Annotated in this window: 17 protein-coding genes; 11 read left to right on the top strand and 6 right to left on the bottom strand. The window is 67.6% G+C overall.

Translation table 11 applies throughout. The annotated features are described in order from the left end of the window. Nucleotides 1–46: 46 nt before the first annotated feature. A complete protein-coding gene (locus tag BME24068_RS04800) occupies nucleotides 47–1,450 on the bottom strand; it encodes a GntP family permease (RefSeq protein ID WP_174925309.1) in 1,404 nt (467 codons plus the stop codon). Nucleotides 1,451–1,774: 324 nt separating this feature from the next. Here BME24068_RS04800 and BME24068_RS04805 point away from each other — a divergent pair, with 324 nt between their 5' ends. The 4 genes from BME24068_RS04805 (at nucleotide 1,775) to BME24068_RS04820 (ending at nucleotide 4,583) form a co-directional block, all read left to right on the top strand. Then, nucleotides 1,775–3,244, top strand: coding sequence for a sigma-54 interaction domain-containing protein (locus BME24068_RS04805; RefSeq protein ID WP_096507822.1), 1,470 nt, complete (start codon nucleotides 1,775–1,777; stop codon nucleotides 3,242–3,244). 66 nt (nucleotides 3,245–3,310) lie between these two features. Then, on the top strand, nucleotides 3,311–3,838 hold the full coding sequence (locus tag BME24068_RS04810) for a hypothetical protein (RefSeq protein ID WP_096507821.1): 528 nt from the start codon (nucleotides 3,311–3,313) through the stop codon (nucleotides 3,836–3,838). A gap of 61 nt (nucleotides 3,839–3,899) precedes the next feature. Further along, entirely contained in the window at nucleotides 3,900–4,184 is a 285-nt protein-coding gene (locus BME24068_RS04815) for a hypothetical protein (protein WP_172441939.1), read from the top strand. A gap of 102 nt (nucleotides 4,185–4,286) precedes the next feature. Further along, nucleotides 4,287–4,583: an H-NS histone family protein gene (locus BME24068_RS04820; protein WP_096507820.1), complete on the top strand. Its 297-nt coding sequence runs from the start codon at nucleotides 4,287–4,289 to the stop codon at nucleotides 4,581–4,583. A gap of 13 nt (nucleotides 4,584–4,596) precedes the next feature. Here BME24068_RS04820 and BME24068_RS04825 read toward each other — a convergent pair whose 3' ends face one another. Beyond that, a complete protein-coding gene (locus BME24068_RS04825) occupies nucleotides 4,597–4,902 on the bottom strand; it encodes a hypothetical protein (protein ID WP_174925310.1) in 306 nt (101 codons plus the stop codon). 251 nt (nucleotides 4,903–5,153) lie between these two features. Between BME24068_RS04825 and BME24068_RS04830 the strand changes: the two genes are divergently transcribed. Continuing rightward, nucleotides 5,154–7,511: a GNAT family N-acetyltransferase gene (locus BME24068_RS04830; protein WP_174925311.1), complete on the top strand. Its 2,358-nt coding sequence runs from the start codon at nucleotides 5,154–5,156 to the stop codon at nucleotides 7,509–7,511. A gap of 679 nt (nucleotides 7,512–8,190) precedes the next feature. Here BME24068_RS04830 and BME24068_RS04835 read toward each other — a convergent pair. Then, nucleotides 8,191–8,742: a hypothetical protein gene (locus BME24068_RS04835; protein ID WP_174925312.1), complete on the bottom strand. Its 552-nt coding sequence runs from the start codon at nucleotides 8,740–8,742 to the stop codon at nucleotides 8,191–8,193. A 193-nt stretch (nucleotides 8,743–8,935) separates the two neighbouring features. Further along, a complete protein-coding gene (locus BME24068_RS04840) occupies nucleotides 8,936–9,760 on the bottom strand; it encodes an IclR family transcriptional regulator (protein ID WP_172441938.1) in 825 nt (274 codons plus the stop codon). 658 nt (nucleotides 9,761–10,418) lie between these two features. Here BME24068_RS04840 and BME24068_RS04845 point away from each other — a divergent pair. Further along, entirely contained in the window at nucleotides 10,419–11,267 is an 849-nt protein-coding gene (locus tag BME24068_RS04845; RefSeq protein WP_096507874.1) for an ureidoglycolate lyase, read from the top strand. A 189-nt stretch (nucleotides 11,268–11,456) separates the two neighbouring features. On the opposite strand, the gene BME24068_RS04850 is transcribed toward BME24068_RS04845, so the two are convergent. Then, nucleotides 11,457–11,840, bottom strand: a complete 384-nt coding sequence (locus BME24068_RS04850; RefSeq protein WP_096507817.1) for a VOC family protein — start codon at nucleotides 11,838–11,840, stop codon at nucleotides 11,457–11,459. A 235-nt stretch (nucleotides 11,841–12,075) separates the two neighbouring features. On the opposite strand from BME24068_RS04850, the gene BME24068_RS04855 reads away from it, so the two are divergent. Next, nucleotides 12,076–12,723, top strand: a complete 648-nt coding sequence (locus tag BME24068_RS04855; RefSeq protein ID WP_174925313.1) for a CGNR zinc finger domain-containing protein — start codon at nucleotides 12,076–12,078, stop codon at nucleotides 12,721–12,723. A 42-nt stretch (nucleotides 12,724–12,765) separates the two neighbouring features. On the opposite strand, the gene prpR is transcribed toward BME24068_RS04855, so the two are convergent. Continuing rightward, nucleotides 12,766–14,760: a propionate catabolism operon regulatory protein PrpR gene (gene prpR / locus BME24068_RS04860; protein WP_174925314.1), complete on the bottom strand. Its 1,995-nt coding sequence runs from the start codon at nucleotides 14,758–14,760 to the stop codon at nucleotides 12,766–12,768. A 170-nt stretch (nucleotides 14,761–14,930) separates the two neighbouring features. Between prpR and prpB the strand changes: the two genes are divergently transcribed. The 4 genes from prpB (at nucleotide 14,931) to prpF (ending at nucleotide 21,100) form a co-directional block, all read left to right on the top strand. Further along, nucleotides 14,931–15,824, top strand: coding sequence for a methylisocitrate lyase (gene prpB / locus BME24068_RS04865; protein WP_096507814.1), 894 nt, complete (start codon nucleotides 14,931–14,933; stop codon nucleotides 15,822–15,824). Nucleotides 15,825–15,939: 115 nt separating this feature from the next. Continuing rightward, complete coding sequence (prpC, locus tag BME24068_RS04870; protein ID WP_096507813.1) at nucleotides 15,940–17,112, top strand: bifunctional 2-methylcitrate synthase/citrate synthase; 1,173 nt, start codon at nucleotides 15,940–15,942, stop codon at nucleotides 17,110–17,112. Nucleotides 17,113–17,194: 82 nt separating this feature from the next. Further along, entirely contained in the window at nucleotides 17,195–19,789 is a 2,595-nt protein-coding gene (gene acnD / locus BME24068_RS04875) for a Fe/S-dependent 2-methylisocitrate dehydratase AcnD (RefSeq protein ID WP_174925315.1), read from the top strand. 120 nt (nucleotides 19,790–19,909) lie between these two features. Further along, nucleotides 19,910–21,100 carry a 2-methylaconitate cis-trans isomerase PrpF gene (prpF, locus tag BME24068_RS04880; RefSeq protein WP_174925316.1) on the top strand — a complete coding sequence of 397 codons (1,191 nt, stop codon included), beginning with the start codon at nucleotides 19,910–19,912 and terminating at the stop codon, nucleotides 21,098–21,100. Nucleotides 21,101–21,146 lie beyond the last annotated feature (46 nt).

The raw sequence follows: 21,146 nt of genomic DNA on the forward strand, positions 1-21,146 counted from the left end.
CCGGCCGATGTGGGGAGGCGCATGGCGCGCCGCCCGATGCGGATGCTTACACGAGGCCCGTCGCGTAGTACACGGCGATCACGAAGAACACCGCGAGCGTCTTGATCACGGTGACCGCGAAGATGTCGCGATACGACTCGCGGTGCGTGAGGCCTGTCACCGCGAGCAGCGTGATGACCGCGCCGTTGTGCGGCAGCGTGTCCATGCCGCCGCTGGCCATCGCGACGACCCGGTGCAGCACTTCCAGCGGAATGTTGGCCGCTTGCGCGCCCTTGATGAACAGGTCCGACATCGCGGCGAGCGCGATGCTCATCCCGCCCGACGCCGAACCGGTGATGCCGGCGAGCGAGCTGACCGAAACGGCCGCGTTCACGAGCGGGTTCGGAATGCTCTTCAGCGCATCGCTGACGACGAGGAAGCCCGGCAGCGCGGCGATCACGCCGCCGAAGCCGTATTCCGATGCCGTGTTCATCGCGGCGAGCAGCGCGCCGGCGACGGCGGCCTTCGAACCCGTCGCGAAGCGGCCGCTGACGCGCTTGAACGCGGTCAGGAGGACCACCACGATGCCGAGCAGCAGCGCAGCCTCGACCGACCAGATCGCGACGACGGTCTTGATCGACGTCGTGACCGGCGCGTGCACGCCGGGCAGCACGTCCGGCGCGACCGTGTACGACGCGGCGCCGTACCACTGCGGGATCAGCTTCGTGAATGCGAAGTTCGACACGCCGACGAGGATCAGCGGCAGGATCGCCAGCGCCGGATTCGGCAGTGACGTCGTTTCGACGCGTTCCGGCTCGTTGACGAGCGACGTGCCGTAGCCTTCGCCCTTCGCCATTGCGGAACGACGGCGCCATTCCAGATACGTGAGGCCGACGGCGATGATGAACAGCGAGCCGATCGTGCCGAGCGCCGGTGCGGCCCAGGCGGTCGTCTTGAAGAACGTGGTCGGGATGATGTTCTGGATCTGCGGCGTGCCCGGTAGCGAATCCATCGTGAACGAGAACGCGCCGAGTGCGATCGCGCCGGGCATCAGCCGTTTCGGAATGTTGCTCTGGCGATAGAGTTCGGCCGCGAACGGATACACCGCGAACACCACGACGAACAGCGACACGCCGCCATAGGTGAGCAGCGCGCACACCGCGACGATCACCGCATTCGCGCGCGAGCGGCCGATGTAGCGGATCGCGGCATGGACGATCGACTCGGAGAACCCGGACAGTTCGATCACCTTGCCGAACACGGCGCCGAGCATGAACACGGGGAAATACAGTTTGACGAAGCCAACCATCTTCTCCATGAAGATTCCGGAGAAGACCGGCGCGACGGCGGCGGGTTCGGTCAGCAGGACCGCGCCGAGCGCGGCGATCGGCGCGAACAGAATCACGCTGTAGCCGCGATACGCGGCGAACATCAGGAACGCCAGCGCGGCGAGGACGATCACGAAAGACAAGGGAGTCTCCTAATGGCTTTGAATGGCTTTGGTTGTTGTTCGATCGCGACGCGTCGCGGACCGGCTCAGGTTCCTGCAGGTTTCGTGCCATAGGCCGGATTGCGCCGCCGGACATGGGGCCGATGCCGGCCGGCGGGCCTGCGCCGGCCAATGTCTGACGATTCTACATAAAACGTCTCCGAATGGAGACGATCCGGCCGTCAGGACAGCCCACCGATTCGGGCAGGGCTTTCCCGGACAAGGGATTTCGGCGTGTCTCCATAGTGAGATAATTCGTCTCGATCTGGAGACAACCGGCCGAGCATACGCGGAGACGACGACACGATGATGAACGATCGGGTTCGCCTGCCCGTCAACTACGGCGACGTGCTGCGGCGCGCCGCCGAGTCGCTGTTTCGAACCTTCGAGGATTCGAGTGCGGGCACGGTGGTCGTCGATCGCGACGCGCGCGTCGTGTGGATGAACGAGCGATATGCGGCGCGCTTCGGTTTCGCCGATCCGCAGCAGGCGGTCGGCCTCGATTGCGAAACGGTGATTCCGAACAGCCTGATGCGCGAGGTGGTATCGACCGGGCAGCCGATCCTGCTCGACATCATGGAGACGGGCCGCGAACCGCTGGTCGTCACCCGGCTGCCGCTGAAGAACGAGGCGGGCGAGACGGTCGGCGCGATCGGCTTCGCGCTGTTCGACCAGTTGAAGACGCTCACGCCGATCTTCTCCCGCTATGCGCAGCTTCAGCAGCAACTGATCGCGACGCAGCGTTCGCTCGCGCAGGCGCGCCGCGCAAAATACACATTCGCGAGCTTCGTCGGCACGAGCGCCGCGAGCCTCGAAACCAAGCGCCAGGCACGGCGCGCCGCGCAGGTCGATTCGCCGGTGCTGCTGCTCGGCGAGACGGGCACCGGCAAGGAACTGCTCGCGCATGCGATCCACGCGGCTTCGGCGCGCGCGCTCCAGCCGCTCGTGACCGTCAACGTCGCCGCGATACCCGACACGTTGCTCGAAACCGAATTCTTCGGTGCGGCGCCGGGCGCGTATACCGGTGCCGACCGCAAGGGGCGCGTCGGCAAGTTCGAGCTGGCCGATCGCGGCACGCTGTTTCTCGACGAGATCGGCGACATGCCGCTGCCGCTGCAGGGCAAGCTGCTGCGCGTGCTGCAGGACAAGGAGTTCGAGCCGGTCGGCTCGAACCGGATCGTGCGCGCGGACGTCCGGATCATCGCCGCAACGTCGGCCGACCTGCCCGCGCTGGTCGCGGCCGGCCGCTTTCGCGCCGATCTCTATTACCGGCTCAACGTGCTGACCATACACGCGCCGCCGCTGCGCGATCGGGCGTCCGATATTGCCGCGCTCGTCTACGCGACGCTCGAGGAACTGGCCGCCCAGCACGGCCGCGCCGCGCACTGCGAGCTGACCGACGACGCGCTGCGGATGCTGTGCGCCTACCCGTGGCCGGGCAACGTGCGCGAGCTGCGCAACACGCTCGAGCGTGCGCTGATGCTGTCGGATCGCTCGGTGATCGATGCGGGTGCGCTCGCGCCGTTCCTCGGTCCGGTACGCGTGGCGCCGGACGGCATGCCGGCCGGCGCGCTGCCTGCCGTGCCGGCCGCCGCCCGGGACACGGGCGATGCACCGGTCGTTTCGTATACCGATGCATTGGCCGCGTGGGAGCGCCAGTTCCTGACCGACGCACTCGCGGCTTGCGACGGGAGGGTGGTGGAAGCGGCTGCGCGCATCGGCATCGGCCGGGCGACGCTCTACAAGAAACTGGCGGCGCTCGGCATCGACCGATAGCGCCGCGCGGTGGAGGCTGTCGCAAGCAGGCGGCCGAACCGTGGCAGTACCGGACAGGAGACAACGATGAAGTGCATCGGTATCGCCGGATGGATGACCGCTCTGGTGGCGGCGTCCGCGTTCGCGCAGTCGGGCGATGCCGACGCGCCTGTGGCGCGGCGCAATTGGTACAACGATCCGTTCGTGGCGCTGTCGCAGGACTTTGCCGAGTGCCCGCTGCCGCTCGGTCCGTGGATGACCCGCGCCGAGATGGAGGACGATGCGCATTACCGCGCGGAGCGCGGGACGACCTGCTGGCTCGCGCACCGCTGCACGAAGCCGAATTCGTATATGTACGACGCACCGATCGCCGCGGCTGCGAAAGCCCGTTTCGACGGCACCGGCCGCCTGCAGGGCACGAGCCTGTGGATCACCGTGCAGCGCCGCTTCATTTATGTCGAAGGGTGCGCGGATCCGGCATTCGATCGGCAGGCGTTGCAACGCGAACTTGCCGCGCTTCCCGACGTCGAACGGGTTTTCGTTCGCATCACCGACGATCCGCACGGAGCGCTGCCGTACAAGACGCGTGGCCAGCCTGACAGGGCGCCCGACTGAACGGTGGATGGCAGTGCATGGCATACTCGCGTGATTCAGAAAAAGGTTGACGGAAAGAACAATGAAACACATGCTTGCGTCGGTCTGTCGGTGGCCTCGAACGCATTGGCGTCAGGCCGGATTGTTGGCCCTTGTCGCGGGGCTTGGCGGGTGTGGCGGCGGTGCGCCGCTGTTTACTTCGGACGGGCGCCCGACTACGCAGGTGCAGTGCACGGGCAACGACTGGAGCAATTGCACGGACAATGCCCGCGCCATCTGCAACGGGGAATTCGACATCCTCGATCAATCGACCGATGACGCCGTGCGAAATCTTCTCTTCGCATGCAAGAAGAAGAGCGGCTATTGATCCCGAAATGACCAGGTGAGGGACGTTAATCGGGAGAAGCGCTTTTCTATTCGCTTGGAGTCGGCTATTTTTCATGAATAACACTCACGGAATCCCATCCATATGGCGACCTACCGGCAACTGACTGCGCAGCTCGAAAGGCTTCAGCAAAAAATCGACAAGGAACGCGAAAAGGCGATTGCCGATGCGATTGCCGCCATTCGAGCCAAAATCGTGGAATTCGACATTACGGCAGAGGAGCTCGGCTTTCGTCCGATAGGCGCCGCCGCTGCCGCAAAGCCGAAGCGTCCGTTACCGCCGAAATACCTGAATCCGAAGACCGGCGAAACGTGGAGCGGCCGCGGCCGTGCACCGGCGTGGCTCGGCAAGAACCGCGCGCGTTTCCTGATCAAGGACTGACTCCCGAAAATCCTCACCTTTCGTGCGTCGACTGACGGTGCGAACGGCCAAACGGCCGTCGCACCGTTTGTTTTGTGCCGTTGCAACGCGATTCCGGCCGGCGAATCGAACGGCAATGCCACGCGATTAACGGATTCCATTTTGCGAATTCACTGCAATTCGACCGGATATCGCGGCGAATTGCGGTAAACAGCCCGGCAATTACGTTGCACTCGCGCATCGACATGCGCGCGCGTCGCGGTGCTGACGGACTGCCGACGATCATCACCGCTCGCGCATTGACGCGGCGCATCGCGCAATTCCCGAATGTGCTCACCATGGCTCCCGTAAATCCTCACCTTTGAGGATGCGACCGGATCGCCGCATCGTGCCGCCTTCGCCCGGTGCGTCGTGCGAAGGCATCGGTTACGGGCCCATGTTGCAAGCATTGATGCGTGCTGGACAGTCGGCCGTTCGGCATATAGGCAGCCGCATCCGGTTCGCCTATGCTTGGAGTTCGCGTCGACCGGCGCACGGCCATCCGTGCCCGTGTACCGGTCGGGTCGTCTTTCATTACCGTATGGAGCCGATGTGACCGTCCGCCATCTCGATGCGTTGTTCCAGCCCAAGTCCGTTGCGGTCGTCGGCGCATCGTCGCGCGCGGGAAGTTTCGGCGCGATCGTATGGGCGCGCGTGATCGACGGCGCATTCGACGGGCCCGTATGGCCCGTCAATCCGAAGTATCGCGAGCTGAACGGGCATCCGGTCGTTGCCGATGTCGATCGATTGCCCGCACCGCCTTCGGTTGCCCTGATCTGCACGCCGCCCGCTACGTGGGCCGGCATCGTGCGCAAGCTCGGCGAACTCGGCACGCGCGTCGCGGTGATCGTCGGCGAGGCGCGCACCGATGCGGATCGTGCCGCGCTCGATCGCACGCTCAAGGCCGCGAAGCCGTTCGTGCTCCGTATCGTCGGCCCGGGCACCCTCGGCGTGTTGTCGCCCGCGCGTCATGCGCATTTCGGCGCGCCTGCCTATACGGCGCGATCGGGCGGCGTCGCGTGGGTGTCGCAATCGAACGCGCTGACGAACGCGGTGCTGGGCTGGGCCGATGCGCGGGGGCTCGGCTTTTCGCATGTCGTCGCGCTCGGCAGCGAGGCCGACGTCGATGCGGGCGACGTGCTCGACTATCTGGCGAGCGACCCCGGCACGCGCGCGATCCTGCTCGAACTCGATACCGTGTGCGCCGCGCGCAAGTTCATGTCGGCCGCGCGCGCGGCGGCGCGCAACAAGCCGGTGCTCGCGCTGCGCACCGGGCGCGCCGATCCCGGCGATGCGCTTTACACGGCCGCTTTCCAGCGCGCGGGGATGGTGCGTGTCGATGCGCTCGACGATCTGCTCGACGAGATCGAGACGCTCGGTGTCGGGCGGGTCGCCGCGCGCGGCGCGGCGACGCTCGTGACGAGCGACGCGGGCGTCGCGAAACTCGCGGTCGATGCGGTTGCCGAGGTGCGCGACGTGCTGGCCGCGTGGCCGGCGGCGGCAACCTCGGCGGTGGCGGCCGCGCTGCCGCATCTCGCCGCGCCCGGCAATCCGCTTACATTGGGCGACGATGCGCGTCCCGAGCATTTCGGTGCGGCGATCAAGGCGCTTGCGCCGTTTCCGCAGACGGGCACGCTGTTCGTCGTGCATTCGACGTCCCACAGCGCACCGGCCGATGCCGTCGCGCGCACGCTGATCGAATCGCGGCAACATGCGTATCGCGGCATCCTTGCGTGTTTCTTCGGTGCGGTCGATGCGGCGACGCGCGACGCACTGCACGCGAACGGCATCCCGGTACACACGACGCCCCAGCGGCTTGCGCGCGCATACGCACGTCTCGTCGATTACAACCTCGGGCGGCAGTTGCTGATGCAGACCCCCGAGGGCACGCCGCCGCAGCCGGCCGAGTGCGTCGCATCCGCACAGGCCGAGGCCCGCCGGATGGTCGAGGCCGGCGAACCCGAGCTGGCCGGCGACGCCGCGTTGCACTGGCTGTCGCACTTCGGCCTGCACGGCGAGCCGGCCGATGCACCGGCCGGCGCCAGGGTCGTCGACGTCACGGTCGACATGTACGACGATTCGAATTTCGGCCCGGTGTTCCGCTATGCCGTGCCGCCCGCGGACGGTGTATCGGCGCCGTTCGTCGTGTACGGGCTGCCGCCGCTGAATACCGTGCTCGCCCGCGCGGTGATGGAGCGTTCGCCTTATGCGCGTCGCACGCCCGTCGAGCCGACGCTCGGCGCACTGACGGCGCTGTCGCAAGTCGTATGCGACGTCCGCGAAGTGGTCGCGATGTCGATCACGCTGCGCGTGCTGTCCGATCGCGCCTACATCATCGCGCCGCGCGTCACGCTGGCCGCCGGGCGCAGCCGGCTCGCGATCATGCCGTATCCGCGCCATCTGGAGCAGACGCTCGAATGGCGAGGCGAGACCGTGACGATCCGCCCGATTCGTCCGGAAGACGAGGAGGCGCACAACGAGCTGCTGGGGGCGATGACGCCGGACGATCTGCGCATGCGCTTCTTCGGCGCGGTGCGCAGCTTCGATCACTCGCAAGTGGCGCGCATGACGCAGATCGACTACGACCGTGAGATGGCTTTCATCGTGGCGTTCACCGATGTGTCGGGCCGGTCGCACACGCTCGCGGTGGCGCGCGCGGTCGCCGATCCCGACAACGAGACCGCGGAGTTCGCGATCGCGGTGCGGCCCGACCAGAAGGGCAAGGGGCTCGGCCGTCTGATGATGACCCGCATCATCGACTACGCGCGATCGCGCGGCACGGCATGGATGATCGGCGAAGCGCTGCGCGAGAACACGGCGATGATCTCGCTGGCGAAGTCATGCGGCTTCACGACCTCGACGACGGAGGAGCCGGGCGTGGTGGGCTTCAGAATGAAACTGCAACCGTAGTCGCGCGTAACACGCGCCCGGCCGGGCGGGGATGCGGGGGCAGGCGGTGCGGTTCGCACGGCATCCGCGATGCTCGTTCACAACTGGCTGTACCGATTCGTCATACTTTGGAATGCAGAGCATCGACGCGCTACCGAATACGCGAAGCGGTGCGGCTCTCCGTGACCTGCGGGAAACGCGAATTCATCGAGACACGGCATTCGCGTCGGGCTTGCCGCGCGTTTCGATGACATCCGCGTGCGGGCCGTTCCGCTGGCGTATTCGAGCACGCCGACACCCGCATCCCGCACCTTCGGCATCGGAAATATCGAAAAGGTGAGACTTTTCGGGAGCGGAGGGTGAGCTTTTCCGGGGGGTGCAAGGTGAGCCGATACGGGAGCTGTTCGGTGAGCCTTCCCGGGAACTGGCGGTGAGTGCCTGCGGGAAGCCGCGGTGAGCCTTTCCGGGAGGGCTTGCAGAGCGTCTGCGCAACGCATCGGTGAGGGCTTTCGGGACACGCAGGTGAGCGTCTCCGGGAGCCATGGGTGAGCTTTTGCGGGATGTGCTGGTGAGCGCTTACGGGGCACCAAGGTGAGACTTTTCGGGAGCACGGAAACGGCGCGCTCCGGCTGGCGCGGCGCCGGCGTTTGCCGGCGTCCGCGCCGCCCCGGGCACGCATGAACCGTGCCCGGGGCGAGGTTTATGCGGCGAGTTTTGCCGCTGCGTCGTTCACCTGGTCGCGGGAAATCGCGAGTTCTTCGAGGTGCGTTTCGGCATAAATGCCGCCGGTTTCGCGCTCGAGGCGCGCGATCGTCAGCGCACAGCGTGCGGTGTCCTTCGGCATGGCGATGAAGCGTTTGACCGACTCGCCGGACGTGAATGCGTCGAACAGCGCGGCGCGCACGTCGTCCGGAAGCGTCTTGGTCCATTGGTACGGCTTGCCGTTGAACGTGATCGACGGCGGCAGCGCGCGTTCCTTCTTCGTGGCGGTGATGAGCCCGTAGGTGCGCGCGGCGTCGCCGATCTGCTCGGGCGAGAAGAGTTCGTCGGGCGTGATGTCGAACTGTTCGATGTAGTTCTCGATCGCCTGCATCGCTGCGGCACGATCGTCACGCTTCTGCTGCGCGCGCGCGACGATGTCGCGCAGTTCGTCGGCTTCCTCGGGCGTGATCGTGAAGCTCGCCTGCTTCTGCTGAAGTTCGGAGAAACGCTGGAATTCTTGATCGTTCAGAAGTTTGGCCATGACATCCATCGGATACGGCAGCCGCGACAGCCGGCCGCCGTAGTTTTTGAGAGGGCCGCTATTCTAGCGTAGCGCCGGCGCCTGCCCGGCAACGACCCGCGGAATGCCCGCGCAAGCCCGCACTACTGCGGCTCTTCCCGCATGCCTGCCTGCCCGGCGTTCCGACGGTGCGCTCATCCGGCAGCCTTCGCCCAAACCCGCGTCAGCACGTCTCCGCGCGGCACATCGACAGACGGCCGGCCGTATCGCGCAGCCCGTCGACGACCGCATCGACGGACGGCGCCATGTGCGTATCGATCCGGCGCATGTACGGGCAGGTGAGCACCGCGATCGCATGGCCGGACGGGCCGAGGATCGGCGTGCTCAGGTCGGTGACGCCGTACGCCTGCCGGCTGTCCTGGCGCACATAGCCGGACTGGCGGATCGACTGGCACGCGAACGCGAGCTCCTGCTCGTTCATCGGCGCTTCGCCCTTGACCTTGCGGTGCTCGGCCAGCATGTCCGCGCGCTGCTCGCTACCCTGGAACGACAGCATCACGCGGCCCGACGCCGTATCGGCGAGCCCGATGCGCGAGCCGAGCCGCACCGATACGCCCCACGCGCCGGGGCCGTCGACCTGCGCGATCACGAGCAGCGTGCCGCGATCGTAGACGGACAAATGGCACGACTGTTCGGCGGTATCGGCGAAACGCTGCATCAGCGGCAACGCCTCGGCGATCAGCCGGTTCATCGGCGGATGCCGGTGCGCGAGCGCGAACAGCTTGAGGCTGAGGGTGTAGCGGTCGCCGCCGCTCGAACGCATCACGTAGCGGCGGGCCACGAGACGTTCGAGCATCCGGTAGATCTCGCTCGCGTTGCGGCCGAGTTCCTTGGTGATCTCGGTGCGAGTGAGTCCTTCCTTCTGTTCCGACAGGAGTTCGAGAATGTCGAGACCCTTGTCCAGAGCGGGCGCGCGATAGCGGTCGGTCGCGCCCATCGACTCCCGTGCGTCGCTGTCGAGAAACGGGGTGTTGGTCGTTTGCGTCATGGGTATGAGGTCAGTGAATTTCCGATCGACAGGCGACGCACGCTGGCCGATATCGCACACGGATCCGTTGGCCCCGGATGTGGATGGAGGCACCGTCCGTCCGAGCTTAACAACAAACTTTCAGTGTGCAATGCAGCGTCTTTTTACCAATCGTTACCGATCAAGAACGGATCAACGGTCGTTTCCGATGACAGGGTCACAACGAATATTGCTGGTTCACTCCCCAATCCCGACGGGGACGACGCATTTCGACGTCGTGCAGCGATGCCGGCGGCCCCGATGCTGCGCCGCAGCGCCGGCGGTTGCACCAATAGTCGGTATCCGTCGCCGGTCATTTCATTGCGGGCCGCGGATGGTACAAAGAGCGGCGGGCCAGCGACGGCGCGGCCGCGCGTGAAGCCGGCCGGTCGGGCCGGCACATGCCGCGGATGCCGGGCCGTCGTCGCCGATGCGCAGACCGGCGGCCGCCCGTTCGATGCGCGTCGCACTTCGGTGCGGCGCCGCGATCGCTGCGCCCGCGCGAGCCTCGCGCGTCGAACGGCCTGCCGGCGATGGTGCCGATGCGCGCCATCGACGATCGACATTCAGTCCGGCGCGTGGCTGTGAACGGCTGCGCCGGCCGGTATCCTGTCACATTCGACAACAGAGGTTGAGCACGATGAAACTGCTTCGCTATGGCCCGTCCGGCCAGGAAAAGCCCGGCATTCTCGACGCGGACGGCCGGATTCGCGACCTGTCCGCGCACGTGCCGGATCTGGCCGGCGACGCGCTGTCCGACGCCGGTCTCGCGCGGCTGCGCGCGATCGATCCGGCCACGCTGCCGCTCGTGTCCGGCGAGCCGCGCATCGGCGCGTGCGTCGGCCGCGTCGGCAAATTCATCGGCATCGGTCTGAACTATGCCGACCACGCGGCCGAAGCCGGCATGCCGGTGCCCAAGGAGCCGGTGGTGTTCGGCAAGTGGACGAGTTCGATCTGCGGCCCGAACGACGGCATCGACATCCCGAAGGGCTCCGTGAAGACGGACTGGGAAGTCGAACTCGGCGTCGTGATCGGCGCGGCCTGCAAGGACGTCGACGAAGCGCGCGCGCTCGATTACGTCGCGGGCTATTGCGTCGTCAACGACGTGTCCGAGCGTGAATGGCAGATCGAGCGCGGCGGCCAGTGGGACAAGGGCAAGGGCTTCGACACGTTCGGCCCGATCGGCCCGTGGCTCGTCACGCGCGACGAGGTGCCGGATCCGCAGCGCCTCGACCTGTGGCTCGAAATCGACGGCCACCGCTATCAGAACGGCAACACGCGCACGATGGTGTTCAGCGTCGCGCAGTTGATCGCCTATCTGTCGACCTGCATGACGCTGCAACCGGGCGACGTGATCACGACCGGCACGCCGCCGGGCGTCGGGATGGGCATCAAGCCGTCGCCGGTGTTCCTGAAGCCCGGCCAGGTGGTGCGCCTCGGGATCGACGGGCTCGGCGAGCAACTGCAGCGCACGCGCGGCGCGCAGTAACCGCGGGCGCGGTGCGGGCGCAACCCGGCAGCCTCCCGGCCGGTGCGCGCCGGCGCGATCGCTCCCGCACGACTGACGGCGGCGATCGTCGCACGCCGAACATCGATGCAGCAAAGCAAGGACAAGGGCCCGGTTCCGCGCGATGCGGAATCGGGCCCTTGCCGTTCGTCCGCGTCCGGACGCAGCGGATCAGACGATGTTGTCGAGTTCGCAATGCGCTTCGAGCCGATACCCGTCGGGATCGACGACGAACGCCGCGTAATAGCCGGCGCCGTAGTGCTCGCGCTTGCCGGGGCCGCCGTTGTCCTGACCGCCGTGCTGCAGTGCGGCGCGGTAGAACGCATCGACCTCCACCGGCGACGACGCGCGAAACGACACGTGCAACCCCGACTCGGGATCGGCGGCGATCGGCCGCTCCGCGTGCTGCAACCACAGCACCGGTTCGGTGGTGCCGTATCCGAGGGATCCGTCGTCGCTGTACAGCCGCTTGTAGCCGAGCGCGCCGAGCGTGCTGTCGTAGAACGCGCGGCTGCGGTCGATGTGGGCAACGCCGAAGGAAAGGTGATCGATCATCTGTGGCTCCTTGAACTGAAGAGGGGACGTCAGTGCGGCAAACCTGTCGACAGGCGCCCGGTCAGCCGGGCGTGCTGTCGTGGAACGCCCGGCCGCGGCCGGTGTGGATAACTCGGAAGGGAAGACGATCGAACATCTGTGGCTCCTTGAGCGGAAGGGAACACCCGTGCCGCACATCCGTTCTTAACCATCATGCTGGTTATGTTAGGAAGCGTCCGCGGGCTTGTCAACCGGCATGGTGGTTAGATACGATCGGGACATGAAAGATACGCAACCTGCCGTCACGACGGACTGCCTGATTCCCGCGCCGCCCGAAACGCTGAGCATCGATTTCGCGAACACGCTGTACTGGCGCGGCGCCGACGCGCCGACGGAAACCTTCGGCACGCTCGACGACCTGTTCGCATGGTGCCGCGAGCAGGCGCGCGTGCCGTCCGGCCTGGCCGACACGTGTCGCGCGGGAGAGAAGGAGAAGGATGACGAGCCGGCGACGCTCGCGCGCGCGCTTGCGTTGCGCGAGGCGCTGTATCGGCTCTTTCACGCGCAGGCCGAGCGGCGCGAGCCGCAAGCGGACGATCTCGCGCTGCTCGGCGGTTTTCTGGCGGAAGCCGCGCCGCGCGTCGCGCTGACGCGGCTCGACGGCGGCTATGCGTGGCGGATCGGGCGCGCGGGCGCGACACTCGCAGGTGTGCTGAGCCCGGTGCTGTGGTCGGCGATCGACCTGCTGGGCGGCGCGCGGCTCGCGAAGGTCAAGCGCTGCGCGAACGACGCATGCCAGTGGCTGTTCATCGACGACAGCAAGAACGGTAGCCGCCGATGGTGCTCGATGTCGTCGTGCGGCAACCGCGCGAAGGCGTACCGCCACTATCACAAGGCTGAATGACGCGGCGGCTCGGGCCGCGCTTCCCGCCCGTCCCGCCGGAACCTATTTCGCCGACAGCTTGCGCCACAGCGTCGTCTTGCTGATGCCGAGCATCGCGCACGCGCGATCGCGGTCGCCGCCGCACGCGTCGAGCACCGCGCGGATCTCGTCGGCTTCCGCGCGGCGGCGGCGCGCCTGGAGCGTCCGTGCATCGTCGTCGCCGGCGCCAGCGCCGGCCGCATCGGGCGGCGCGGCGAACAGTTCGGGCGCGATCGCCTGCAGCGCATCGGGCGCGAGCGCGCCGCACGCGGCGGCCGGATCGTGCGCGTCGGCTTCCTCGGCCAGTTCCACCGCGATCCGCTCGACCACGTTCTGCAATTCCCGCACGTTGCCGGGCCACCGGTAGCGCGCGAGCGTCGCCTGGGTCGCGTCGAGCACGCGCAGCGCGTCGCCGGCATCGCGCACGCGCTCGGCCAGCCGCGGCTCGCGCCGCGCGGCCTGCACGAGCAGCGTCGCGGCGAGCGCCGGAATGTCGGCCGCGCGATCGCGCAGCGGCGGCAGGCCGATGTTCAGGATGTTGAGCCGGTAATACAGATCGGCGCGGAACGTGCCGGCTTCGACGGCCGCGAGCAGCGGACGATGCGTCGCGGCGACCACGCGCACGTCGATGCGGATCGGCTCGGTCGAGCCGAGGCGGATCACCTCGCGCTCCTGCAGCACGCGCAGCAGCCGGCTTTGCAGCGACGGCGGCATCTCGCCGATCTCGTCGAGAAACAGCGTGCCGCGATGCGCGGCCTCGAACAGCCCCGTCTTGCCGCCGCGCCGCGCGCCGGTGAACGCGCCTTCCTCGTAACCGAACAGCTCGCTCTCGAGCAGCGCCTCCGGAAACGCACCGCAGTTGACCGCGACGAACGGATAGCTGCGCCGCGCGGACAGCGCATGCAGGCTCTGCGCGATCATCTCCTTGCCGGTGCCGCTTTCGCCGAGCACGAGCACGGTCGCGTCGGAGCGCGCGTAGCGGCGCACCAGCTCGCGCACGCGCGCCATCGGCGCGGACGTGCCGACCACGTCGTCGAGCGCGTAGCGCGCCGCGAACTGCTGCGTGTTCGGCTGCGAACGCAGCGCACGATCGAGCCGCTCGACCGCGCGCGATTCCTGGAACGTCAGCACGCTGCCCGATGTGACGCCACGATCGACGAGCGGCCCGCGATGCACGACGTAGCGCACGCCGCGCACGGTCGCGAGCGCGTCGCCGTCCTCGCCGCGCAGCGTGCGCAGTTCGGGCCGCAGATCGACGAGCGCGCGGCCGACGGCCGCCGCGGGTTCGACCCCGAGCGCCGACGCGAGCCGCTCGTTGATCGCCTCGACGCGGCCGCGCGCGTCGAGCGCGACCACGCCGTCGCGCAGGTGCTGCAGCAAATTGTCGAGCCGCTGGCGGCGAAACGCCTCGGCATGCGTCGCGTACGCGACTTCGAGCGCCGTGTCGACGGCCTTGCGCACCGACGTGTGCGAATACAGGAACACGGCGCCCATGCCCGCGCTCGCCGCGAGGTCGGTCACGAGCCCGGGGCCGACGATCGTCTCGATGCCGCGATCGTGCAGGTCGTGCACGCAGGCTTCCGCTTCCTGCGCGGACTGATATGACGCAAACTGCACGTCGAGGCCGTACGCGGCGACGAAGCGGCGCACCTCGGGCGGCGTCTCGCCGGCGCTGACGAGCGCGATCCGCGATGCATCGCGCCGCGCCCGCGCCAGCGCCTGCATCACGTCGAAGCCGGTCGGCGACACGACCACGACCGGCACCTGCGCCCGCGTTTTCAGGAAGGCGCCGTTCGAGCCGGCCGCGACGATCACGTCGGGCCGCGCGGTGCCGGCCTCCGCGATGGCGCTCAGCGCGTCTTCATAGGCACGCGTGACGATGCGCACGTCCGCGCGTTCGTCGAATTCGCCGGCGATCTCGCGAAACAGCTCGCGCAGGCGGCTGATGCCCATCGCCCAGATGCGGGGGCGCACCGTTCGGTCGGCCGGACCGACGGGTTTGGTCGAGGAGAGATCCATGGCGATCGATTATGCGCGCGCGATTTCATTTTTGAAACATGGAATTGCCAAATTGAAACAGATGGGCGATGAAGCGCCCGCGCCGGTTGCTTAAGAATCAGTGGGTTAGCGGTGATCCGCAAGCTGGCCCGGTCCTTGCTGTTAATGGGCATTCCTTCAGGAGGCCGTTCATGAGCAACACGCATCTTCAGAGCGCCGGCGCGAAATTCCGCGCGGCAGTCGCGGCCGAGCAGCCGCTGCAGGTGGTCGGCGCGATCACCGCGTATGCAGCCAAGATGGCGCAGGCCGTCGGCTTCAAGGCGGTTTACCTGTCGGGCGGCGGCGTCGCCGCGAACTCGCTCGGCATCCCCGATCTCGGCATCAGCACGATGGAAGACGTGCTGATCGACGCGAACCGGATCACCAACGCGACCGACCTGCCGCTGCTCGTCGACATCGATACGGGCTGGGGCGGCGCGTTCAACATCGCGCGCACGGTGCGCTCGTTCATCAAGGCCGGCGTCGCGGCCGTCCACCTCGAGGACCAGGTCGGCCAGAAGCGCTGCGGCCACCGTCCGGGCAAGGAAGTCGTGCCGGTCGAGGAAATGGTCGATCGCGTGAAGGCCGCGGTCGATGCGCGTACCGACGACCAGTTCGTGATCATGGCCCGCACCGACGCGGCCGCCGCCGAAGGGATCGACGCCGCGATCGAGCGCGCGATCGCCTACGTGGAAGCAGGCGCGGACATGATCTTCCCGGAAGCGATGAAGACGCTCGACGACTACCGCCGCTTCAAGGCCGCCGTGAAGGTGCCGATCCTCGCGAACCTGACCGAGTTCGGCTCGACGCCGCTCTTTACGCTCGACGAACTGCGCGAGGCGAACGTCGACATCGCGCTGTACTGCTGCGGCGCGTATCGCGCGATGAACAAGGCCGCGCTGAATTTCTACGAGACGCTGCGCCGCGACGGCACGCAGAAGGCCGCCGTGCCGACGATGCAGACCCGCGCCGAGCTGTACGACTTCCTCGGCTATCACGCGTACGAGCAGAAGCTCGACGAGCTGTTCGCGCAAGGCAAGAAGTAACCTGCCCGCGCGCCGGGACACGGTTCCCGGAACGCTTTGCATGAAGCCGGACCGCGCGCGCCAGCGCCGGGCCCGGCCGGCATGACACCCCCGATACCCATTGGAGAACGGAAACATGAGCGAGACGAAAGACGCAGCAGCACCGGCCGCCGCAGGCGCATTCAAGCCGAAGAAGTCGGTGGCGCTGTCGGGCGTGACGGCCGGCAACACGGCGCTCTGCACGGTCGGCAAGACCGGCAACGACCTGCACTACCGCGGCTACGACATTCTCGACGTCGCCGAATCGTGCGAGTTCGAGGAAATCGCGCACCTGCTCGTGCACGGCACGCTGCCGAACCTGACCGAGCTGGCTGCGTACAAGACGAAGCTGCGCGCGCTGCGCGGCCTGCCGAGCGCGCTGAAGGTCGCGCTCGAGCAGATCCCGGCATCGGCTCACCCGATGGACGTGATGCGCACCGGCGTGTCGGTGCTCGGCACCGTGCTGCCCGAGAAGGACGACCACAACCTGCCGGGCGCGCGCGACATCGCCGACCGCCTGATGGCGTCGCTCGGCTCGATGCTGCTGTACTGGTATCACTTCTCGCACAACGGCAAGCGCATCGAGACGGAAACCGACGACGACTCGATCGGCGGCCACTTCCTGCACCTGCTGCACGGCAAGACGCCGTCGAAGTCGTGGGTCGACGCGATGCATACGTCGCTGATCCTCTACGCGGAGCACGAGTTCAACGCATCGACGTTTACCGGCCGCGTGATCGCGGGCACGGGCTCGGACATCTACTCGGCGATCACCGGCGCGATCGGCGCGCTGCGCGGCCCGAAGCACGGCGGCGCGAACGAAGTCGCCTATGAAATCCAGAGCCGCTACAGCTCGCCGGACGACGCCGAAGCCGACATCCGCCGCCGCGTCGAGAACAAGGAAGTCGTGATCGGCTTCGGTCACCCGGTCTACACGATCTCCGATCCGCGCAACAAGGTGATCAAGGGCGTCGCGCACAAGCTGTCGAAGGAAGCGGGCGACGTGAAGCTGTACGACATCGCCGAGCGCCTCGAATCGGTGATGTGGGATGCGAAGAAGATGTTCCCGAACCTCGACTGGTTCAGCGCCGTGTCGTATCACATGATGGGCGTGCCGACCGCGATGTTCACGCCGCTGTTCGTGATCTCGCGCACGTCCGGCTGGAGCGCGCACATCATGGAGCAGCGCATCGACAACAAGATCATCCGCCCGAGCGCGAACTACACCGGTCCGGAAGACCTGCAGTTCGTGCCGATCGAGAAGCGCTGATCGCCGGCCGCGCCCGCCGGCCGCCCGTGATGCGGGCTGCCGGCGCGCGCGCAATGTCTTACCCCGAATTCCGCCCCACATCATGAATACCGCCAACCGCAAACCCCTGCCCGGCACGTCGCTGGACTTCTTCGATGCGCGTGCCGCGGTCGAAGCGATCGCGCCCGGCGCCTACGACACGCTGCCGTACACGTCGCGCGTGCTCGCCGAAAACCTCGTGCGCCGCTGCGACCCGGCGATCCTCGCCGATTCGCTGAAGCAGATCATCGAGCGCAAGCGCGAACGCGACTTCCCGTGGTTCCCGGCGCGCGTGGTGTGTCACGACATCCTCGGCCAGACGGCGCTCGTCGATCTCGCGGGCCTGCGCGACGCGATCGCCGACGCCGGCGGCGACCCGGCGAAGGTGAACCCGGTCGTGCCCGTGCAACTGATCGTCGACCATTCGCTCGCCGTCGAGTGCGGCGGCTTCGATCCGGACGCGTTCGCGAAGAACCGCGCGATCGAGGATCGCCGCAACGAGGATCGCTTCCACTTCATCGAATGGACGAAGCAGTCGTTCGAGAACGTCGACGTGATCCCGCCGGGCAACGGCATCATGCACCAGATCAACCTGGAGAAGATGTCGCCGGTGATCCAGGCGCAGGATGGCGTAGCGTATCCGGACACCTGCGTCGGCACCGACAGCCACACGCCGCACGTCGACGCGCTCGGCGTGATCGCGGTGGGCGTCGGCGGGCTGGAGGCGGAGAACGTGATGCTCGGCCGCGCATCGTGGATGCGCCTGCCGGACATCGTCGGCGTCGAGCTGACCGGCAAGCGCCAGCCCGGCATCACCGCGACCGACGTCGTACTCGCGCTGACCGAATTCCTGCGCAAGGAGAAGGTGGTCGGCGCGTATCTGGAATTCCGTGGCGCAGGCGCGGCGAGCCTCACGCTCGGCGACCGCGCGACGATCTCGAACATGGCGCCCGAATACGGCGCCACGGCCGCGATGTTCTTCATCGACGGCCAGACGACCGACTACCTGCGCCTCACCGGCCGCAGCGACGAGCAGGTGAAGCTGGTCGAGACCTACGCGAAGGCGGCGGGCCTGTGGGCCGACACGCTGAACGATGCGCAGTACGAGCGCACGCTGACGTTCGACCTGTCGAGCGTCGTGCGCAACATGGCCGGCCCGTCGAACCCGCACAAGCGGCTGCCGACGTCCGATCTCGCCGCGCGCGGGATCGCCGGCCAGTGGGAGGAAAAGGCGGGCGAGATGCCCGACGGCGCGGTGATCATCGCCGCGATCACGAGCTGCACGAACACCAGCAACCCGCGCAACGTGATCGCCGCGGCCTTGCTCGCGCGCAACGCGAACGCGAAGGGCCTCACGCGCAAGCCGTGGGTGAAGAGCTCGCTCGCGCCGGGATCGAAGGCGGTCGAGCTGTATCTGGAAGAAGCGAACCTGCTGCCGGAACTCGAGAAGCTCGGCTTCGGCATCGTCGCGTTCGCGTGCACGACCTGCAACGGGATGTCGGGCGCGCTCGATCCGAAGATCCAGCAGGAGATCGTCGACCGCGACCTGTACGCGACGGCCGTGCTGTCCGGCAACCGCAACTTCGACGGCCGCATCCATCCGTATGCGAAGCAGGCGTTCCTGGCGTCGCCGCCGCTCGTCGTCGCGTATGCGATCGCCGGCACGATCCGCTTCGACATCGAGAAGGACGTGCTCGGCCACGACCAGGACGGCCAGCCCGTCACGCTGAAGGACATCTGGCCGACCGACGAGGAGATCGACGCGATCGTCGCATCGAGCGTGAAGCCCGAGCAGTTCCGCAAGGTCTACGAACCGATGTTCGCGCGCACGGCCGATACGGGCGAGCGTGCGGCGCCGCTGTACGCGTGGCGCGCGCAGAGCACGTACATCCGCCGTCCGCCGTACTGGGAAGGCGCGCTGGCCGGCGAGCGCACGCTGCAGGGCATGCGTCCGCTCGCGGTGCTCGGCGACAACATCACGACCGACCACCTGTCGCCGTCGAACGCGATCCTCGCGAACAGCGCGGCCGGCGAGTACCTCGCGAAGATGGGCCTGCCGGAAGAGGACTTCAACTCGTACGCGACGCACCGCGGCGACCACCTGACCGCGCAGCGCGCGACCTTCGCGAACCCGACGCTGATCAACGAGATGGCGGTCGTCGACGGCGCGGTGAAGAAGGGCTCGCTCGCGCGGGTCGAGCCGGAAGGCCAGGTCATGCGGATGTGGGAGGCGATCGAGACGTACATGAATCGCAAGCAGCCGCTGATCGTGATCGCCGGCGCCGACTACGGCCAGGGCTCGTCGCGCGACTGGGCCGCGAAGGGCGTGCGGCTCGCGGGCGTCGAGGCGATCGCCGCCGAAGGGTTCGAGCGGATCCACCGCACGAACCTGATCGGGATGGGCGTGCTGCCGCTCGAGTTCAAGCCGGGCACGAACCGCACGACGCTCGGCATCGACGGCACCGAAACCTTCGACGTGATCGGCGAGCGCAAGCCGCGCGCCGATCTCACGCTCGTGATTCACCGCAAGAGCGGCGAGCGTGTCGAGGTGCCGGTGACGTGCCGGCTCGATACTGCCGAGGAAGTGTCGATCTACGACGCGGGCGGCGTGCTGCAGCGCTTCGCGCAGGACTTCCTCGAATCGTCGCAGGCGGCCTGACGGCGCGCCGGGACGTTGAATCCGGGCGGTGCACACGTGCATCGCCCGTCGTCAGATGGATTTGCATGGCACCGGAGCCGGCGTGCGAGCGCCGGCGCCGGTCGACAGGACAACACAGACATGGCACACATTCCTCAAATCAGGATTCCCGCCACCTACATTCGCGGCGGCACCAGCAAGGGCGTGTTCTTCCGGCTGCAGGACCTGCCCGATGCCGCGCAGACGCCGGGCGCCGCGCGCGACGCGCTGCTGCTGCGCGTGATCGGCAGCCCCGATCCGTACGGCAAGCAGATCGACGGGATGGGCGGCGCGACGTCGTCCACCAGCAAGACGGTGATCGTGTCGAAGAGCACGCGGCCCGGTCACGACGTCGATTACCTGTTCGGTCAGGTCGCGATCGACCGTGCGTTCGTCGACTGGACCGGCAACTGCGGCAACCTGTCGGCGGCGGTCGGCCCGTTCGCGATCAGCGGCGGGCTCGTCGATGCGGCGCGCGTGCCGCGCGACGGCGTCGCGACCGTGCGGATCTGGCAGGCGAACATCGGCAAGACGATCGTCGCGCACGTGCCGATCACGAACGGCGCGGTGCAGGAGACGGGCGATTTCGAGCTGGACGGCGTCACGTTCCCGGCCGCCGAAGTGCAGCTCGAGTTCATGGACCCGGCCGCCGAGGAAGAAGGCGCGGGCGGGTCGATGTTCCCGACCGGCAACCTCGTCGACGATCTGGCGGTGCCGGGCATCGGTACGCTGAAGGCGACGATGATCAACGCGGGGATCCCGACCATCTTCGTCGAGGCCGAGGCGATCGGCTATACGGGCACCGAGCTGCAGGACGCGATCAACGGCGACGCGAAGGCGCTCGAGAAGTTCGAGACGATCCGCGCGCACGGCGCGCTGCGCATGGGCCTGATCGACACGCTCGACGAGATCGCGACGCGCCAGCACACGCCGAAGGTCGCGTTCGTCGCGAAGCCGGCCGACTACGTCGCGTCGAGCGGCAAGCGCGTGAAGGCGGGCGATGTCGACCTGCTGGTGCGCGCGATGTCGATGGGCAAGCTGCATCACGCGATGATGGGCACGGCGGCGGTCGCGATCGGCACGGCCGCGGCGATTCCGGGCACGCTCGTCAATCTCGCGGCAGGCGGCGGCGAGCGCAACGCGGTGCGCTTCGGGCATCCGTCCGGCACGCTGCGGGTCGGCGCGGAAGCGCAGTTCGAGAACGGCGAATGGACCGTCACCAAGGCGATCATGAGCCGCAGCGCGCGCGTGCTGATGGAAGGCTGGGTGCGCGTGCCGGGCGACGCGTTCTGATCGTTGCGCCGTCGTTTCGATGACAGCAAGGGCGGCTTCGGCCGCC

The organism is Burkholderia anthina, assembly GCF_902498995.1.
GTDB lineage: Bacteria > Pseudomonadota > Gammaproteobacteria > Burkholderiales > Burkholderiaceae > Burkholderia > Burkholderia anthina.

Coding starts and splice junctions, on each gene's coding strand:
- BME24068_RS04825 (WP_174925310.1), bottom strand. CDS start 4,902: ATGGTGAGCACATTCGGGAATTGCGCGATGCGCCGCGTCAATGCGCGA.
- BME24068_RS04820 (WP_096507820.1), top strand. CDS start 4,287: ATGGCGACCTACCGGCAACTGACTGCGCAGCTCGAAAGGCTTCAGCAA.
- BME24068_RS04840 (WP_172441938.1), bottom strand. CDS start 9,760: ATGACGCAAACGACCAACACCCCGTTTCTCGACAGCGACGCACGGGAG.
- prpB (WP_096507814.1), top strand. CDS start 14,931: ATGAGCAACACGCATCTTCAGAGCGCCGGCGCGAAATTCCGCGCGGCA.
- prpF (WP_174925316.1), top strand. CDS start 19,910: ATGGCACACATTCCTCAAATCAGGATTCCCGCCACCTACATTCGCGGC.
- BME24068_RS04810 (WP_096507821.1), top strand. CDS start 3,311: ATGAAGTGCATCGGTATCGCCGGATGGATGACCGCTCTGGTGGCGGCG.
- prpR (WP_174925314.1), bottom strand. CDS start 14,760: ATGGATCTCTCCTCGACCAAACCCGTCGGTCCGGCCGACCGAACGGTG.
- BME24068_RS04845 (WP_096507874.1), top strand. CDS start 10,419: ATGAAACTGCTTCGCTATGGCCCGTCCGGCCAGGAAAAGCCCGGCATT.
- BME24068_RS04835 (WP_174925312.1), bottom strand. CDS start 8,742: ATGGATGTCATGGCCAAACTTCTGAACGATCAAGAATTCCAGCGTTTC.
- prpC (WP_096507813.1), top strand. CDS start 15,940: ATGAGCGAGACGAAAGACGCAGCAGCACCGGCCGCCGCAGGCGCATTC.
- BME24068_RS04850 (WP_096507817.1), bottom strand. CDS start 11,840: ATGATCGATCACCTTTCCTTCGGCGTTGCCCACATCGACCGCAGCCGC.
- acnD (WP_174925315.1), top strand. CDS start 17,195: ATGAATACCGCCAACCGCAAACCCCTGCCCGGCACGTCGCTGGACTTC.
- BME24068_RS04855 (WP_174925313.1), top strand. CDS start 12,076: ATGGTGGTTAGATACGATCGGGACATGAAAGATACGCAACCTGCCGTC.
- BME24068_RS04805 (WP_096507822.1), top strand. CDS start 1,775: ATGATGAACGATCGGGTTCGCCTGCCCGTCAACTACGGCGACGTGCTG.
- BME24068_RS04815 (WP_172441939.1), top strand. CDS start 3,900: ATGAAACACATGCTTGCGTCGGTCTGTCGGTGGCCTCGAACGCATTGG.